At 69.9% G+C, this 15,869-nt stretch carries 13 protein-coding genes and 1 pseudogene; 3 read left to right on the forward strand and 11 right to left on the reverse strand.

What is annotated here, in order from left to right; genetic code table 11:
* Positions 1 to 14: 14 nt before the first annotated feature.
* The 6 genes from KPF47_RS23650 to KPF47_RS23675 all read right to left on the reverse strand — a co-directional run bounded on the left by KPF47_RS23650 (position 15) and on the right by KPF47_RS23675 (position 8,846).
* Entirely contained in the window at positions 15 to 857 is an 843-nt protein-coding gene (locus KPF47_RS23650) for an IS5 family transposase (RefSeq protein ID WP_224386276.1), read from the reverse strand.
* A 131-nt stretch (positions 858 to 988) separates the two neighbouring features.
* The gene (locus tag KPF47_RS23655) at positions 989 to 1,408 is read right to left on the reverse strand and encodes a hotdog domain-containing protein (protein ID WP_224391006.1); all 420 of its coding nucleotides are present in this window, start codon (positions 1,406 to 1,408) and stop codon (positions 989 to 991) included.
* Entirely contained in the window at positions 1,405 to 2,754 is a 1,350-nt protein-coding gene (locus tag KPF47_RS23660) for an enoyl-CoA hydratase/isomerase family protein (RefSeq protein ID WP_224391007.1), read from the reverse strand. Before KPF47_RS23660 ends, KPF47_RS23655 begins: the two co-directional genes overlap by 4 nt.
* Before the next feature lies 1 nt (position 2,755).
* Entirely contained in the window at positions 2,756 to 6,355 is a 3,600-nt protein-coding gene (locus tag KPF47_RS23665) for an indolepyruvate ferredoxin oxidoreductase family protein (protein ID WP_224391008.1), read from the reverse strand.
* A gap of 127 nt (positions 6,356 to 6,482) precedes the next feature.
* On the reverse strand, positions 6,483 to 7,211 hold the full coding sequence (locus tag KPF47_RS23670) for a Crp/Fnr family transcriptional regulator (RefSeq protein ID WP_224391009.1): 729 nt from the start codon (positions 7,209 to 7,211) through the stop codon (positions 6,483 to 6,485).
* Positions 7,212 to 7,412: 201 nt separating this feature from the next.
* Positions 7,413 to 8,846: a pyridoxal-dependent decarboxylase gene (locus KPF47_RS23675; RefSeq protein ID WP_224391010.1), complete on the reverse strand. Its 1,434-nt coding sequence runs from the start codon at positions 8,844 to 8,846 to the stop codon at positions 7,413 to 7,415.
* Between the two features lie 106 nt (positions 8,847 to 8,952).
* On the opposite strand from KPF47_RS23675, the gene KPF47_RS23680 reads away from it, so the two are divergent.
* The gene (locus KPF47_RS23680; RefSeq protein WP_224391011.1) at positions 8,953 to 9,414 is read left to right on the forward strand and encodes an Lrp/AsnC family transcriptional regulator; all 462 of its coding nucleotides are present in this window, start codon (positions 8,953 to 8,955) and stop codon (positions 9,412 to 9,414) included.
* Between the two features lie 61 nt (positions 9,415 to 9,475).
* Here the strand turns inward: KPF47_RS23680 and KPF47_RS23685 are convergent, their stop codons facing one another.
* The 4 genes and pseudogenes from KPF47_RS23685 to KPF47_RS23700 form a co-directional block, all read right to left on the reverse strand.
* A complete protein-coding gene (locus KPF47_RS23685; protein WP_224391012.1) occupies positions 9,476 to 10,066 on the reverse strand; it encodes a TetR/AcrR family transcriptional regulator in 591 nt (196 codons plus the stop codon).
* Positions 10,063 to 10,629 (reverse strand): TetR/AcrR family transcriptional regulator, encoded by a 567-nt coding sequence (locus KPF47_RS23690; protein WP_224391013.1) that lies wholly within the window; start codon positions 10,627 to 10,629, stop codon positions 10,063 to 10,065. The genes KPF47_RS23685 and KPF47_RS23690 overlap by 4 nt, the downstream gene beginning before the upstream one ends.
* Before the next feature lie 363 nt (positions 10,630 to 10,992).
* Positions 10,993 to 11,849, reverse strand: a pseudogene (locus tag KPF47_RS23695) (IS5 family transposase).
* A 250-nt stretch (positions 11,850 to 12,099) separates the two neighbouring features.
* Positions 12,100 to 12,957: an IS5 family transposase gene (locus KPF47_RS23700; RefSeq protein ID WP_224391014.1), complete on the reverse strand. Its 858-nt coding sequence runs from the start codon at positions 12,955 to 12,957 to the stop codon at positions 12,100 to 12,102.
* Positions 12,958 to 13,128: 171 nt separating this feature from the next.
* Here KPF47_RS23700 and KPF47_RS23705 point away from each other — a divergent pair, with 171 nt between their 5' ends.
* Complete coding sequence (locus KPF47_RS23705; RefSeq protein ID WP_224386178.1) at positions 13,129 to 13,722, forward strand: plasmid pRiA4b ORF-3 family protein; 594 nt, start codon at positions 13,129 to 13,131, stop codon at positions 13,720 to 13,722.
* Positions 13,723 to 13,753: 31 nt separating this feature from the next.
* Here the strand turns inward: KPF47_RS23705 and KPF47_RS23710 are convergent, their stop codons facing one another.
* A complete protein-coding gene (locus KPF47_RS23710; protein ID WP_224386179.1) occupies positions 13,754 to 14,599 on the reverse strand; it encodes an IS5 family transposase in 846 nt (281 codons plus the stop codon).
* Between the two features lie 298 nt (positions 14,600 to 14,897).
* Here KPF47_RS23710 and KPF47_RS23715 point away from each other — a divergent pair, with 298 nt between their 5' ends.
* On the forward strand, positions 14,898 to 15,755 hold the full coding sequence (locus KPF47_RS23715; RefSeq protein ID WP_224389877.1) for an IS5 family transposase: 858 nt from the start codon (positions 14,898 to 14,900) through the stop codon (positions 15,753 to 15,755).
* Positions 15,756 to 15,869: the final 114 nt, after the last annotated feature.

A 15,869-nucleotide genomic window follows, 5' to 3' on the forward strand; every position in this document is an offset into this window, starting at 1 on the left:
GGATTGGTTGGTGATCATGGACGTCGTGCAGGTCGGGCGTTCCAGCGGTGTGTGGTCCAGGCCTGCCGAATCAAGCTACGGAGTGTGACGATCGTGTCGGCGAGGTCGAAGAACGCGTCGACGACGATTTCTCGTCGTTCGTAGCAGCGCTGCAGCCGGTTGAAGCTGTTGTGCCAAGCGTTGGTCCGCTCGACGTGCCAGCGGCGGGTGGCCTGGATCGGCGCTTTCTCACCCTTGTGCGCGATCTCGCCGTGCAGGCCTCGTTCGGCCAGCGTGTCGCGGGTCTTGCCGGAGTCATAGCCGGCGTCGAGGTGCACGGTGATGTCGTCGGGCAGCGGGCCGAGAGCATCGAGGCGGTCGAGGGTGGGGCCCAGTAGCGGGGAGTCGTGCCGGTTGGCTCCGGCCAGGACTCGGCCCAGCGGGATGCCGTATCCCTCGACGAGCACCGAACGTTTCATACCCTGTTTGCGCCGGTCCACCGGCGACGGACCGGCGACCTCGCCGCCGCCGGGGGCCTTGGTGATGGCGCCATCGACGGCGATGTCGTGCAGCAGCAGACCGACGATGCGGTCGTAGGCGTCCAGGACGATCCGACGCAGCTGGGCGAAGACCCCGAGCCTGATCCACTCGTCACGACGATCGCGGATGGTGGTCGCCGAGCAGGTGCTGTCAGCGATGCCCTCATACGAGCAGCCGAACCGCAGTACCTGCAGGAGCTTGTCGAACACGATCCGATCCGCGATCCGGCGGCGATGGCAGCCCAGCGGATGGGTGGGATCGAACTCGTCTCGATGAGGCAGCAGCGCGGTGAACTGGTCCCACAACGGCTCGGTCAGCCATGATGGCAGGGTGGGCACGCGGCCTCCAGACGATCACGAAGCGTAGATAACTTCATGATCGGCAGGCCCGTACCCGCCCTCGCCCCCAGACACTCGACCGCGGCCAAGCTGTGACCAATCCGCGCGACCTCTTAGGGAACGCTCATGTCTCAGCCACCGACCTCGGTGACCCGCCCGGTCCTGCGGGCGAGGCGGGCCCCGAAGTCCTCGTCGTCGACCACGAACCGCTCGTGCCGCCCGTGGGCGATCCGCTCGACGTCGTCGACCACGTCGACGACGGTCACGATCCGGCGACGGTCGATCTCGACCACGGTGGCGGTCGCCGTGACGCGCTGTCCGAGCACGGTCGGGCGGATGTGCGCGATGTCCACCGTGGAGCCGACCGAGGTCTGGCCCGGCGCGAGCAGCGGCTCGATCGCGACGGTGGCGGCCTCCTCCAGCAGCCGTACGACCGACGGGGTGCCGAGTACGTCGTGTCCGCCGCGGTGCACGCAGTCCGCCGCGGCGACGCGGTGCTCGACCGTGCCCGGCTCGAGACCGGCGAGCGGGACGGCCTGCGGCCCGGTCACTTGACCCCACCCCGGCGCTTCGGGTCCCAGGCCAGCTCGAGGTTGCGGATGATCGCGGGCGAGTACACGCACCGGGCCTGGCCGATGGCCAGGTTGGCCATGTACCGGCGGAACGTCTCCAACGGCTCGGCGCCGACGCGGATCTGCGTGCGGTTGGCGTTGATGCCGACCGGGCCGGTGGCGGTCAGCGCGTCCACCGCGTCCGCGATGGCGGCCTGCATCCCCTCCTCGTCCACGACCAGGTCGTCGACGATCCGGCGGCCCTCGGGCGAGTCCACGTAGATGTCGCGGTTGAAGAAGATGCCCTGGCGGGCCACCCTCTCGCCGACGAAGCGTGGGAGGCGCATGTTGCCGCAGCCGGGCAGGAAGCCCTCGCGCCGGGCCGGCAGGTTCACATAGGCACCGGAGCGGGCGATGACCCGGTCCATGACCAGCAGGTACTGGCAGCCGCCGCCGATGGCGAACGTGTCCACGGCCGCGATCCACGGCTTCTCGTGGCGGCGTTCCACCACCGACACCTCGCCGTCGCCGACCGAGTGCCCGCGGAACCACTTGGTGATCAGGCCCAGCTCGCGCTCGATGAAGAACTCGATGAGCGAGACCTCGCCGTGGTAGAGCCGTGTCAGGTTGACCCCCGCGTCGAACACCCTGCGGCCCCGGTACTTCGGGTGCTGGGCCTCGGCCCCGCGCAGCAGGCCGACGTCGATCCGGTCGTCGAGCAGGATCAGGTCGGTGGCGATCTCCATCGCCCGGGTGGACTCGTCGTCCTCGGCGTTGAGGTACGCGTGGTGCTGGATGGTGAGGTGGCCGACGTTGCCGTCGCGCTCGACCAGGCTGCTGCCCAGGTCCACCCGGTCGGTGCGGCGGAACTCCTCGAGCAGGTCCCGTGCCTCCGGCAGCGGCTGGGCCATGGCGTGCATCAGGTGGTAGCCGGCGACCGGGTCGTCGAGGACGTGGGAGATCAGGATGCCCTGGTCGTACTCCCAGCCCTCCTTGTGCTTCTGCGGGTGCCGGCGCTCCTCGGCGATCCGCTCCCGGGTCGGCACCAGGCCGGGGACCAGCTCGGCGGCGGCGTAGGCCAGCTCCGCGACCCGCAGGAGGCGGCTGCGGTCCTCGGTCAGGGTGTCGTAGAGGGTCCCGACGTGCACCCCGAGGAAGTCCTCGCGGGCCCGGCGGGCCCGGTCCAGGACCGCGTCGGCCGAGGCCTGCTTGGCTCCGGTGCGCCCGGGCCTGGCGGGCAGCGCCGCCAGCTCGGCGTCCAGACCGGCGAACAGCTCCGAGACGAGCGCCGCGTCCTTGTCGAAGTCGCGGGTCAGCTCGATCGTGCTCGCAGCGATGTCGGCCATGTCAGCTCTCCGTCGTCGTCAGCAGGGGAAGGGACAGGGTGTTCCTGAGCCGGCCGCGCAGGACCTCGGCGCGTTCGGCGGCCTCGGCCGCCGTGCGGAGCTTGATGTCCTCGTAGCCGCGGATGCCGTCGGGCAGCCGGGCGATGTCCAGTACGGCGGCCTTGTTCTGCAGCCTGAGCTCGTCCATCGAGGTCCGGACGAGGTCGACGTACCACTCGATCAGGCGGCGCTCCTCGACGCGCACGCGGTCGCGGCCGAACACGTCCAGCCTGGTGCCACGGATCCTCTTCAAGCCGCTCAGCACGGCGAAGACCGGGTCGAGCACCGTGGCGGGCAGCGTGAGCTTGGTCGTCATGCCCATCGCGCGCAGCATCGGCGGGTGGAGGTTGTAGGCGATCCTCACCCGCCCGGCGAACCGGCTCGAGACGCGGTGCTCACGACTGGCGCGCAGGTGCAGCCGGGCGACCTCGTACTCGTCCTTGTAGGCCATGAGCTTGTACAGGTTGCGGATCACCTCGCGCGTGATCGGCAGGCCCGTCCAGTCGCCCAGGCGCTCCCGCTCCCGGCGGGCCACGTCCAGCACGACGTCGACGTAGCGGCTCGCGTAGTCGGCGTCCTGGAAGGCGATCAGCTCGCCGATCCGGACGGCCAGCAGGCGCCGGTCCTCCTCCGGGAGGTCCGCGACCGTCGCCACGAGCCGGTCGTGGGCCGCCCGCTCCCGGTCGGGCAGCCTGCTACGGGCGTGGTCGTTCTCCTGTGCGGCGTCGCGCGGAGGTGGTGCGAGCACGACGGCGACCCGGGCCGGGTCGGCGACGGCGAGCCGTCCGTAGCGGAACGCCTGCTGGTTCTGCACCACGGCCGTGCCGTTCAGCCGGATGGCCTCCTCGATCGCCGACGACGAGATCGGCACCAGGCCGGCCTGGTACGCAGCGCCCACGGCGACCATGTTGGTGGCCATGTAGTCGCCGAACAGCGTCTCGGCGACGGCCCGGGCGTCCACGGCCACCACACGGGCGGTGAACCGCGAGACGGAGTCGAGCATCGGGTCGACCGACACGTCCAGGCGACTGTTGCGGATCATCTCGCCGCTCGGCAGCAGGCCGGTGTTCACCACCGCCGCGGTGTGCTCGGGCGAGCAGCGGTCCAGGTTCGCCGGATCCGCCGCGGCCATGGCGTCGACGGCGAGATACAGGTCCGCGCGGCCGATGCCGACCTTGTTCGAGCCCGCCCGCCGGCCGCGCGGGCTCACCACCAGGCTGCTCAGCACGGCACCCCACTTCTGGGCGGCACCGGTCTGGTCGTAGCTGACGGCCTCGGCACCGTCCACGAGCGCGGCCCAGGCCAGCATCGAGTTCAGGGTGAGCACGCCGGTGCCCCCGACCCCGGGGACGAACACGTGGTAGGGCCGGTCCAGCGGGGGGCGGTCCGGCTCGGGCACCGCGTCGATCCCGAGCGGCGGGTGGACCGGCGCCGCGAGGCCCTCCTCGCTGTGCACGGTGAGGAACGACGGGCAGTCGCCCCGGAGGCACGAGTGGTCCTGGTTGCACGAGGACTGGTGGACCGCGGTCTTCGGCCCGAACTCGGTGTCCTCCTTGTGCAGGGACATGCAGTTCGTGATCTCGCCGCAGTCGCCGCAGTTCTCGCAGACGTCCTCGTTGATCACCACGAACGTGGTGGCCCTGGGCGCGGTGCCGCGCTTGCGGCGGCGTCGGCGTTCGTTGGCGCACTCCCCGTCGTAGAGGAAGATCGTGACCCCGTCGACCTGCTCGAGGTCCTCCAGGACCTTCTGCACGTCTCCCGCCGCGTGCACCGAGGCGATCGAGGGCAGGTCGGCCCGGCGGTAGACCGCCGGGTCCTCGGCGACGATGCCGATCTTCCTGACCCCCTCGAGCGCCAGCAGGTGGGCCAGCTTCGGGACCTCGGCCCGGCCGATCGGCTCCTGGGCGCCGGTGTTGGCCACCGCGCCGTTGTAGAGGATCCGGTAGGTCATCCGGACGCCGGCCGCGATCGACCACCGGATGCTCAGATAGCTGGAGTGGAAGAGGCTGCCGTCACCCTGGTTCTGGATCACGTGCTCCATGTCGGTGAACGGGCTGAGCCCGATCCAGGCGACGCCCTCGCCCCCGAGCGGGAAGGTGGCGTCGATCTGCCGCTCGGGCTGGTCCATGACCGCCGCGAAGATGTGGCAGCCCGGTGCGCCCCAGGCGACCCGGCCCTCGGGGACGACGGTGGAGACGTTGTGCGGGCAGCCGGAGCAGTAGTTCGGCGAGCGCGTGAGGTGCGACGAGTAGTCGCGGGCCTCGACGGCCGTGAGCTCATCGGTGCGCCGGTCCAGGACGATCCGCTCGCGCAGGCGGGGCCGCAGCAGCGGGGCGAGCCCGCGCGCGACGGCGTCGGCGTCGGCGTCGGCGTCGAGGCTGCCGTACTCGGCGAAGCGCACCCGGCCCTCGAGGTCGCGCTTGCCGTGGATGCGCGTGCGCGCGTCACGGTTGCAGAGGGCGACCTTGACCGCGTCCTCGAGGGTCGGCCGCTTCTCCTCCACGACCACGACCTCGTCGAGGCCGCGGGTGGCCTCGCGGACGAACTCCTGGTCCAACGGGTAGACCGCACCGACCTTGATCAGCCGGACCCCGGCGGCGTGCAGGTCGTCCTCGCCGATGCCGAGGTCGCGCAGCGCCTGGACGGTGTCCGCGTAGCTCTTGCCCGCCGTGACCAGGCCGAGCGTGTCGTGCTCGCCGCGCACCGTGATCGCGTCGAGCCCGTTGGCCCTGGCGTAGGCCATGGCCGCCGGGTGGCGCTCGGTGAAGACGTGCTGCTCGGTCCGCACGACCTTGCCGGGGAAGAACGAGTGGTCCTGCCACTTGCGGAAGGGGCGCCCGTCGATCTCGAACTCGGGCGTGACGATCTGCACCGTCCCGGTGTCGAGGTCGATCGTCTGGCCGCCGTCGCACAGCTGCCCGATCAGCTTCAGCGCCACCCAGCAGCCCGAGTAGCGGGACATGCCGACCGCGTGCGCCGAGTAGGTCAGGAACTCCTCGACCGAGGACGGGTACAGCACCGGGATGCCGGCGTGGGCGTAGGCGTACTCCTGCTCGTAGGGCAGCGACGAGCTCTTGGCCTCGTGGTCCTCACCGGAGAGGATCACGACCGCGCCGTGGGTGGTGGTGCCCGCGAAGTTGCCGTGGCGCAGCGAGTCCCCCGCGCGGTCGAGACCGGGGCCCTTGCCGTACCAGAACCCCGTCACCCCGTCGTAGCGACTGTGCGGGTAGCGCTCCAGGAGCTGGGTCCCCATCAGGGCCGAGGCCGCGAGCTCCTCGTTCTGGCCCATCCGGTGCACGATGTCGTGCTCGTCGAGCAGCCTGCGGTTCTGCTGGAGCGCGAGGTCGTACCCCCCGAGCGGTGACCCCGGGAAGCCGGTGACGAACCCGCCGGTGCGCAGGCCGGCCCGACGGTCACGGCGTACCTGGTCGAGGGGCGCCCGCACGAGTGCCTGCACCCCGGTGAGGAAGATCCGCCCCTCCTCGAGCCGGAACCGGTCGCCGAGCGAGACCGTGCTCGCCGGACGGGGGTCCTCGACGCGCCGGGCGTCGACTGCTGTCATGAGTGCTCCACGTGCTCGTCAGTGATGACGCTCGCAGCGTGGCAAGTGACGGGAGCCACCGTCGGTAACAGGTGATACCGACCGCGGGAATCACGGCGGGACCCGGTCGTGCCCGGTCGGAGCCGCCTCAGGGGCGGTAGCCGCCGGCGACGGCGTGCAGTGCCGCGACGTCGGGCACGACGATCCGGCGGCCCCGGCGGACGAGCAGGCCGCCGTCGACCAGCCGGGAGAGCTCGCGGCTCATCGTCACGCGGGTCACCCCGATCATCAGCGCGAGCTCGTCGAGGGAGTACCGCACCTGCAGCTCGACGCCCTCGGGCCGCTGGACCCCGTAGGCCTCCACGAGGTGGTCGAACATCAGCGCGGCGCGCCCGCGTGCCGGCAGCCCGTCCACGGCGATGTGCATCGCGAACAGCCGGGCCTTGCGGGAGATCCGCCGGGTCATCTCGACCAGGATCCCGGGCTCGCGCCGGCCCGCCTCGAGCACCGCTCCCCTGCTCACGGCGAGCAGCTCGCTGTCGGTGATCGCGACACACGAGGCGTAGCGCGGCAGCCCGTCGAAGCAGGTGGACTCGCCGATCCCCGCACCGGGCTCGGCGTAGGACAGCACGCGCTCGGAGCCGTCCGTGCGGGTCAGGTAGATCCGCAGCCGGCCCGTCACGACCTGGAAGAAGTAGTCCGAGAGGGAGCCCTGCCGGTAGACGAACTCCCCGGCCCGGAAGCGGCGGGCCTCCCCGAGCCCCGCGATCTGCTGCGCGATCGACGGTTCCTCGGTCGTCAGGAACGGCGAGGTGACCGACACCGCCGCCGGCCGGGTCCATCCGTGGTGCTCACCCGCGTACCGCCGTACCGCCATGAGCACCTCCCGGCACCGTCGCCCGGACCCCGCACCGCGTGACGCACACCGGCGACCGCGAGCACGAGGACTATGCCGCCGTCGGACACCCGTGGTCAATCCGTCCGGTCGCCGCACCTGCGGGCCCGCACGGACACATGTCCGGCCCGGCACAGGTCGCGGCCCGGACGCCCGTGGGGACCCGGGGCACGGGCGACGCGCTCAGACCGTCGGGCCGACGACCTCGGCGGGGACCTCGGCCAGCTCGACGAGCCGGTCCACGATCGCGTCGATGTCCGACCGCGTGGTGCGGTGGTTCGTGATGCAGGCCCGCATCCCGCTGCCGCCGTCGACGACGGCCGGGCCCAGCAGGGCCGTGCCCTCGGCGGCGAGCCTCGCCAGCAGGGCGGTGTGCCCGTCGTGGGACAGCCCCGGGACCTGCACGCACACCGCGGTCAGCGTGACCGGAGCCATCAGCCGCAGCGACGGCTCGCGCTCGATCCGCTCCCCCATGTACGTCGAGAGGTCGAGCATCTCCCCCAGCGCCGAGCGGAAGGCGTCGGTGCCGAAGGTCCGCAGCGCGGCCCAGATCTTGAGTGCCTTGAAGTTGCGCGACAGCTGCGGTCCGTAGTCCATGTAGTCCCGCATCAGCGGGTCCTCCTGCACGGTGAGGTACGAGGAGGAGTAGGCGTAGGTGCGGCGCAGCTTCTCCCCGTCCTTGACGAGCAGGCAGCCCGACTCCAACGGCGCGAACAACAGCTTGTGCGGGTCCAGGGCCACCGGGTCCGCCCGGCGCACCGCGGCGAACCGGCTCGCGGCCCGCTCGGCGAGCACGAACAGGGCACCGTAGGCCCCGTCGACGTGCAGCCAGAGGTTCTCGGCCCCGGCGAGGTCCGCGATCTCGGCGATCGGGTCCACGGCGCCGGTGGTGACCGTGCCGGAGGTGGCGACGACGCAGAACGGCTCGCGGCCCGCCGCGCGGTCGGCGCGGACCGCCTCGGCCAGCAGGTCCACCCGCATCCGCTGGTTCCCGTCGGTGGGGATGCGGACGACGTTGTCCAGCCCCAGCCCGAGGATGCCCGCCGCCTTGTCCACACAGCGGTGGGCCTCGGCCGAGGTGTAGACGACCAGAGGGGGGCCGCCTGCCTGCAGACCCTGCTCCCGGAAGTGCGGTCGCCGGTCGTGCAGGGCCGTGGTCAGGGCGTCGAGAGTGGCGATGGAGCCCCCGGCGGTGAGGATTCCGGCCGAGCGGGAGGTGTCGAAGCCGAGGAGACCGGCGAACCAGTCGAGCACCCTGCGCTCGATGACCGACGCCGCGGGCGAGAGCTGCCAGAAGTTGCAGTTCTGGTTGAGCGTGGCGGCGACGGCCTCGGCGTGGGCGCCGATGCCGTGGGGCGGGCCCAGCACGTAGGCGAGGAAGCGGGGGTGCGAGACCGTCGTCGAGTTGGGCAGGATCCGCTCGTCGAGGTCGCGGAAGAAGCCCTCGACGCCGACGCCCTGCGCCGGGAAGGGCTCGTCGAGCAGCCCCCGCAGGGTGTCGCGGTCGACCTCGGGCACGATCGGCCGGTCGGCCAGGTCCCGCTCGTAGCCGTCCATGAACCGACCGAGCAGCTCGTTCGCGAGGCGACGTTCGCCGTCGGTCAGAACCAGACTCATTCCCACTCCCTCACGTGTGCCGTCGTTCGCCCCAGATTAGCCAAGGATCCGGGGTCGACGATGCCAAATCGTGCGGGACAGGCCGGCGCGATTAGCATGATCGGCCATGGATCGCGTCGATCGAGCAATTCTCGACCAGCTGGTACAGGACGGGCGGATCGCCAACACGGAGCTGGCCCACCGGGTGGGCCTGTCCCCCTCCCCCTGTCTGCGTCGCGTCCGCGCGCTCGAGGAGGCCGGGGTGATCACCGGGTACCACGCGGCCGTCGACCCGGCGGCGCTCGGCCACGGGCTGCAGGTGCTGGTGCACGTGGACATGGCCGACCAGCGGCAGGCGACCGTGGAGGCATTCGAGGCGGCCGTGCAGCAGGTGGAGGAGGTCGTGAGCTGCCGGCGGATGTTCGGCAACCCGGACTACCTGCTGGCCGTGGCGGTCAGCGGTTTCGCGGCCTACGAGCGGCTCTACATGGGCACGCTGACGGCACTTCCGGGGGTGGCGACGACGAAGTCGCAGTTCATCATGAAGGTGGTCAAGCAGGCACCCGGCCACGGCGTGCCGAGCGCCTGAGCGGGCCCGGGCGCCGGCGGGCGGGCCCCCCGTGGCGGTCGCGCCGACCGGCACGGTGCGGTCAGGCCGACCCCGCCCCCACGATGCCGAGGGCGAACTCGGTGTACTCGCGGGCCACCTGCCCCGGGGTGATGGGCCCGTCGTCCTGGTACCAGCGGGCGATGCTGACGCACATCTCCCGGATCGCGAAGGAGGCCAGTGCGGGTGAGTCGACCGAGAACTGCCCCGCGTCGACGCCGTCGGCGATGATCGAACGGATCGCGTGCTCGTGCTCCCGCCGGAGGGCCTGCATCTGCGACCGTACGGGCTCGTCGAGGCTCGAGGTGTCGCGGTTGACCACGATCGCCTCGCGCCGGTGCGTGGCGTGCCGTCGGGAGTAGACGAGAACGCCGTGGTACAGCCGGTCCAGGGGGGTGTCGCGGTCCGCGGTGGCCCGGTGGAAGTCGTCGAGCACGCCGCGGACGGTGTCGCCGACGATCGTCTCGAGGAGCTCGTGCTTGGACCGCATGTGATTGTACAGGCTCGGCGTACGGACCTCCAGGACGTCGGCGATCTGGCTCAGCGCCGTTCCGTGGTAGCCCCGCTCGGCGAACAGGGTCAGCGCGGCGTCGACGACGGCCGCGCTGCTCACGCTGTCCCGCGCGGCGGTCACGGGCGGAACCGCACGACCCGCAGGGCGAACTGCGCGTACTCGTCGGCCACCTGTTCGACGCTCCGGGGGCCGTCCTCGCGGAACCAGCGCGCGATGCTGACGCTCATCTCCAGTATCGCGAAGGACGCCAGCCCGGCGTTGCCGACCGAGAAGGAGCCGTCCTCCACCCCGCGGGAGATCACCGCCCGGACCGCGGTCTCGTGATCGCGTCGCCGTCGGCGCATCCGGCTCAGGGCCGGTTCGGGCAGGCTCGTCGTGTCCCGGTTGACCACGAGGGCCTCGCGGCGGTGGGTGGCGTGCCGTCGGGCGTACACGCGGACCGCGGCGTACAGCTGGTCGGCAGGCGTGTCGACCCCGGCGACGGCGGCGTCGAACTCGACGTGCACGTCGTCGAGGGTCCGGCTCACGATCGTCTCCAGCAGCTCCTGCTTGGACGTCATGTGGTTGTAGAGGCTCGGCGTCCGCACCCCGAGCACCGCGGCGATCTGGCTGACCGCGGTGCCGTGGTAGCCGCGCTCGGCGAACAGCGTCAGCGCGGCGTCCAGGACCGACTCGGTGGTCACGGCCGTCCGCTCGGTCCGCGGTACGCCACCCCGGACGTCAGTTCGGGCCATGTCCTCCACCTTAGAGCGCCCGGCAAATGAGGTCGTGGGGGTGTCGTTGCAGGTAGAGGCACGGACTCTCCAGGCGACCATCAGGACATCAGCAATCCCATGATCACTTGCAGGTCCGTGTCTCTACCAACACCGACACACGGCCACCTCTACTGCCGGACGCTCTTAGAGGTCGTTTCAGAACGACTTGTCGAGTTTCCATTGACCCCTCGACGACAGATCAAACGGCAGGTCAGATAGCCGCTTGTCGTCTACAACAGACACGTCGACCTCGTTCTGAAATGACCTCTTAGAGCGTCCGGCGATTGATGGTTATCGGAGTCGACGGGTCGTGGGTCGGGTTGTCCAGCGGTAGCGGCTGCGGGCACGGTTGATCAGCCGGCGGATCACGGTGAGCGCGGCGGCGAGGTCGAGGTAGAACTCGACGATGATCTTCCGGCGATCGGTGAACCGGCGCAGCTTGCCGTAGCCGTTCATCCAGGAATGGGTGCGCTCGACCGGCCACCGCTTACCGACCTGGATCGGGGCGGGCCGGCCCTTGGTGGCGATCTGTGCGTCGAACCCGAGTCGTTCGAGCAGATCGCGGGTCTTGCCTGAGTCATAGCCCCGGTCCAGGTGCAGGCACGGTCGCTCGGGCCGCGGCCCGATCATGTCGTAGATCCCGATCAGGGTCGGTTTCAGCAACGGCGAGTCGTGGTCATTGGCGCGGGCGCTGATCAGGTGCAGCGGGATCCCCGCACCGTCGCAGACCACGGAGCGTTTGGTGCCCTGTTTGCCCCGGTCGACCGGGTTACAGCCGGCGCCCTCGCCACCGCAGGGAGCCTTGGTGATCGCTCCGTCGGCAGACAGATCGTCGAGGTCGAGACCGATCATCTGGTCATAGCCGGCCAGCGCGGCCCGAAGGACCTGCTCCCCGACGCCAGCGGCGGCCCACTGGGCGAGACGGCGGCGGATCGTGCGGTCCGAGCAGCCGGGGGTGGCAATGCGTTCGTAGCCGCTGCCGTGCACCAACGCCGCGAGCACGTGCTCGAACACCAGGCGGTCGGGATACGGCGGCGGTGACATCCCCACGGATGGGCCGGGTCGAACTCCGGGCGCCGCTCTGCCTCGATCAGGGCAGCGAACTCGACCCAGAGGGGGTCGATCAGCGATTCTGGCAATAGAGGCACGGACCCTCCAGGCGACCATCAGGACATCAGCAATCCCATGATCACTTGCAGGTCCGTGTCTCTACCAACACCGACACACGGCCACCTCTACTGCCGGACGCTCTTAGAGGTCATTTCAGAACGAGGTCGACGTGTCTGTTGTAGACGACAAGCGGCTATCTGACCTGCCGTTTGATCTGTCGTCGAGGGGTCAATGGAAACTCGACAAGTCGTTCTGAAACGACCTCTTAGAGCGTCCGGCGATTGATGGTTATCGGAGTCGACGGGTCGTGGGTCGGGTTGTCCAGCGGTAGCGGCTGCGGGCACGGTTGATCAGCCGGCGGATCACGGTGAGCGCGGCGGCGAGGTTGAGGTAGAACTCGACGATGATCTTCCGGCGATCGGTGAACCGGCGCAGCTTGCCGTAGCCGTTCATCCAGGAATGGGTGCGCTCGACCGGCCACCGCTTACCGACCTGGATCGGGGCGGGCCGGCCCTTGGTGGCGATCTGTGCGTCGAACCCGAGTCGTTCGAGCAGATCGCGGGTCTTGCCTGAGTCATAGCCCCGGTCCAGGTGCAGGCACGGTCGCTCGGGCCGCGGCCCGATCATGTCGTAGATCCCGATCAGGGTCGGTTTCAGCAACGGCGAGTCGTGGTCATTGGCGCGGGCGCTGATCAGGTGCAGCGGGATCCCCGCACCGTCGCAGACCACGGAGCGTTTGGTGCCCTGTTTGCCCCGGTCGACCGGGTTACAGCCGGCGCCCTCGCCACCGCAGGGAGCCTTGGTGATCGCTCCGTCGGCAGACAGATCGTCGAGGTCGAGACCGATCATCTGGTCATAGCCGGCCAGCGCGGCCCGAAGGACCTGCTCCCCGACGCCAGCGGCGGCCCACTGGGCGAGACGGCGGCGGATCGTGCGGTCCGAGCAGCCGGGGGTGGCAATGCGTTCGTAGCCGCTGCCGTGCACCAACGCCGCGAGCACGTGCTCGAACACCAGGCGGTCGGGGATACGGCGGCGGTGACATCCCCACGGATGGGCCGGGTCGAACTCCGGGCGCCGCTCTGCCTCGATCAGGGCAGCGAACTCGACCCAGAGGGGGTCGATCAGCGATTCTGGCAATAGAGGCACGGACCCTCCAGGCGACCATCAGGACATCAGCAATCCCATGATCACTTGCAGGTCCGTGCCTCTACCTGCAACGACACCCCCACGACCTCATTTGCCGGGCGCTCTAAGACGTCGTTTCAGAAGTGGTGGGCCCGGTTCTGCCGGTGACGGCGGGGCTGGCAGCATCGGCTGATGGTCGCGCCTCGTGTGTCTGAGAAGACGAAGATTTTCGAGTTGGAGATCGTCCTGACCGAGGTGGTGCCGGCGGTCCGGCGTCGGGTGCAGGTGCCGGGCGAGGTCGACTTGGCGGTGTTACACGAGGTGGTGCAGTCAGTGATGGGCTGGACGAACTCTCATCTGCACGAGTTCGAGATCGTCGGGCGCCGCTACGGGATCCCAGACCCGGACTGGCCCGGACAGGATGTCGCCGACGAGACGAAAGAGAAGCTGTTTCGGCTGGTCAAGGCTGGTGACCGGTTCGGTTACGTCTACGACTTCGGTGACAACTGGGCCCACGAGATCACCGTCGAGGCGGTCGCGGCCGTCGAGCCGGGAGTGTGCTATCCGCGATGCGTCGCCGGGCAGGGGGCGTGCCCGCCCGAGGACGTCGGCGGGATCGGGGGGTATGAGGACTTCCAGGCCGTGCTCGCCGACCCTGACCATCCCGACCGCGCCGAGCGCCTGGAGTGGGCGGGCGGGCCGTTCGACCCGCACCGCTTCGACCCTGACGAGGCCGACCGGGCCTTGGAGTGGCTGGCCTGGCGGCCGCTGGCCCCGACCTCGTAGGCGAGTGCCTCAGCGAGGGCTGGGTCGACCATCACTTCGGCTTCGGCTTCGGCTTGGTGAGGCGGCGGTGGCAGATCAGGGCGCAGGCCAGCGATAACAGCGCGGTGATCGTGGATTCGGCGCGGTCGTAGCGCAGCGCGAGGCGGCGGAAGTCCAGCAGCCAGGACATGGTGCGCTCGACGACCCAGCGGACCCGCCCGAGCCGGGTGGAGTCCTCGATCCCGCGCCGGGCGATCCGCACCCCGATCCCACGCCCACTCAGGTAGCGGCGGCAGCGGGGATAGTCGTAGCCCTTGTCGGCGTGCACCTTGTCCGGCCGACGTCGCGGACGCCCCGGCTGTCCCGCCCGTTCGCGGACGCCGGGGTTGGTGTCCAGCAGCGGGGCGAGCATCCGACTGTCGTGGGTGTTCGCCCCGGTGACCAGCGCATGCAGCGGGAGCCCGCCTCGGTCGCAGAGCACGTGGTACTTGCTGCCCGCCTTCCCGCGATCGGTCGGCGAGGGCCCGGTGGCCTCGCCGCGGCGCTTGGCCCGCACGCTCACGCTGTCCACCGCCGCCCGCGACCAGTCCAGCAGGCCCTGCTGGGCGAGGCGGTCGAGCATCACCCGGTGCAGCTGGGCCCAGACCCCGGCCTGCTGCCACTGCCGTAGCCGCCGCCAGCAGGTCACTCCGGACCCACAGCCGAGCTCGGCGGGCAGCGCGTTCCAGCTGATCCCGGTCTTGAGCACGAACACGATCCCGGCCAGAGCGGCCCGATCCGGCACCCGCGGACGGCCTGTCCGTCCCCGCTTGTGCTTGCGCGGCTTGGGCAGCAGCGGCTCCACCAGCGCCCACAGCTCGTCGCTCACCAATCGCTCGACACAAGATCGCCGCGCCACGACCGGACATGATCAGCTACCAGCGCCGATCCACACAGGACCGACACGCCGACTTCTGAAACGACCTCTAAGAGGTCATTTCAGAACGAGGTCGACGTGTCTGTTGTAGACGACAAGCGGCTATCTGACCTGCCGTTTGATCTGTCGTCGAGGGGTCAATGGAAACTCGACAAGTCGTTCTGAAACGACCTCTTAGAGCGTCCGGCAGTAGAGGTGGCCGTGTGTCGGTGTTGGTAGAGACACGGACCTGCAAGTGATCATGGGATTGCTGATGTCCTGATGGTCGCCTGGAGGGTCCGTGCCTCTATTGCCAGAATCGCTGATTGACCCCCTCTGGGTCGAGTTCGCTGCCCTGATCGAGGCAGAGCGGCGCCCGGAGTTCGACCCGGCCCATCCGTGGGGATGTCACCGCCGCCGTATCCCCGACCGCCTGGTGTTCGAGCACGTGCTCGCGGCGTTGGTGCACGGCAGCGGCTACGAACGCATTGCCACCCCCGGCTGCTCGGACCGCACGATCCGCCGCCGTCTCGCCCAGTGGGCCGCCGCTGGCGTCGGGGAGCAGGTCCTTCGGGCCGCGCTGGCCGGCTATGACCAGATGATCGGTCTCGACCTCGACGATCTGTCTGCCGACGGAGCGATCACCAAGGCTCCCTGCGGTGGCGAGGTCGCCGGCTGTAACCCGGTCGACCGGGGCAAACAGGGCACCAAACGCTCCGTGGTCTGCGACGGTGCGGGGATCCCGCTGCACCTGATCAGCGCCCGCGCCAATGACCACGACTCGCCGTTGCTGAAACCGACCCTGATCGGGATCTACGACATGATCGGGCCGCTGCCCGAGCGACCGTGCCTGCACCTGGACCGGGGCTATGACTCAGGCAAGACCCGCGATCTGCTCGAACGACTCGGGTTCGACGCACAGATCGCCACCAAGGGCCGGCCCGCCCCGATCCAGGTCGGTAAGCGGTGGCCGGTCGAGCGCACCCATTCCTGGATGAACGGCTACGGCAAGCTGCGCCGGTTCACCGATCGCCGGAAGATCATCGTCGAGTTCTACCTCGACCTCGCCGCCGCGCTCACCGTGATCCGCCGGCTGATCAACCGTGCCCGCAGCCGCTACCGCTGGACAACCCGACCCACGACCCGTCGACTCCGATAACCATCAATCGCCGGACGCTCTTAAGAGCGCCCGGCAAATGAGGTCGTGGGGGTGTCGTTGCAGGTAGAGGCACGGACCTGCAAGTGATCATGGGATTGCTGATGTCCTGATGGT

It is taken from the genome of Pseudonocardia sp. ICBG1293, from assembly GCF_020131355.1.
Classification (GTDB): domain Bacteria; phylum Actinomycetota; class Actinomycetes; order Mycobacteriales; family Pseudonocardiaceae; genus Pseudonocardia.